The sequence below is a fragment of the Polaribacter sp. BAL334 genome, assembly GCF_015767435.1.
GTDB lineage: Bacteria > Bacteroidota > Bacteroidia > Flavobacteriales > Flavobacteriaceae > Polaribacter.
Genome location: NZ_JADWOV010000085.1, coordinates 1 through 665, shown reverse-complemented (window position 1 = coordinate 665; position 665 = coordinate 1). Strand labels below are relative to the sequence as shown.

The following is a 665-nucleotide window of genomic DNA, read 5'->3' as shown; positions in this document are numbered from 1 at the left end:
GGAGAATAGATAGTTTTATATCTAAGTGATTGAAAACAATTCCTAAACCATTATATGTCATCACATTTTATTGAGGTGGGAAATACATTAGTACTGTAAATCGTTGTCAATGTAAATCGTCAGCAAAAAGTGTACTGATTTAGTCGAAAAATAAGATATTGTTTTCAAGAAGTATTATTTCATCTAATTACCCAATCATCGCATTCTCATTAATACGTTCAATTATATTTATCACTTTGTGTGCATAACTATCATCAAATACACCCAGCAATCCTTGATCATTCATATCTGTGAATGGAGATTCAAATAGCATACTTGGTTCAATTGTACCATTCTTTGTTAAGTAGGATATGATATTTTGTATGAATGTCATTTGGTCTGCTCTAAGATTACCTGCCTGCAGAAACTCAGAAAAGGCATTTTGCGCTGCTTTTACATCCAACCCTATAATTCCTCTTATGAATACCCCTAAAGGCTCTTCTCCAAACTCTTTAACAAAATCCTCTCTAGTTCCTCTTTCATCTCCATCAAACAATATTTCTTCTAACAGTATTAACTCTTTAGAAGTAATAGGTACGTTAGTCAATAACTTTGATATAGTTAATTGATGCTTGTTTTCTCTGATAAAACTCTCTACTCTTCTTCTATAGGAAGTACCATAATTT

1 protein-coding gene is annotated in these 665 nt (G+C 31.7%); it reads right to left on the bottom strand.

Annotation, left to right across the window (positions count from 1 at the left end; translation table 11 throughout):
- Nucleotides 1-187: 187 nt before the first annotated feature.
- The coding region (locus IU405_RS00440; protein ID WP_317193327.1) for a type I restriction-modification enzyme R subunit C-terminal domain-containing protein at nt 188-665 on the bottom strand (478 nt) is incomplete at its 5' end.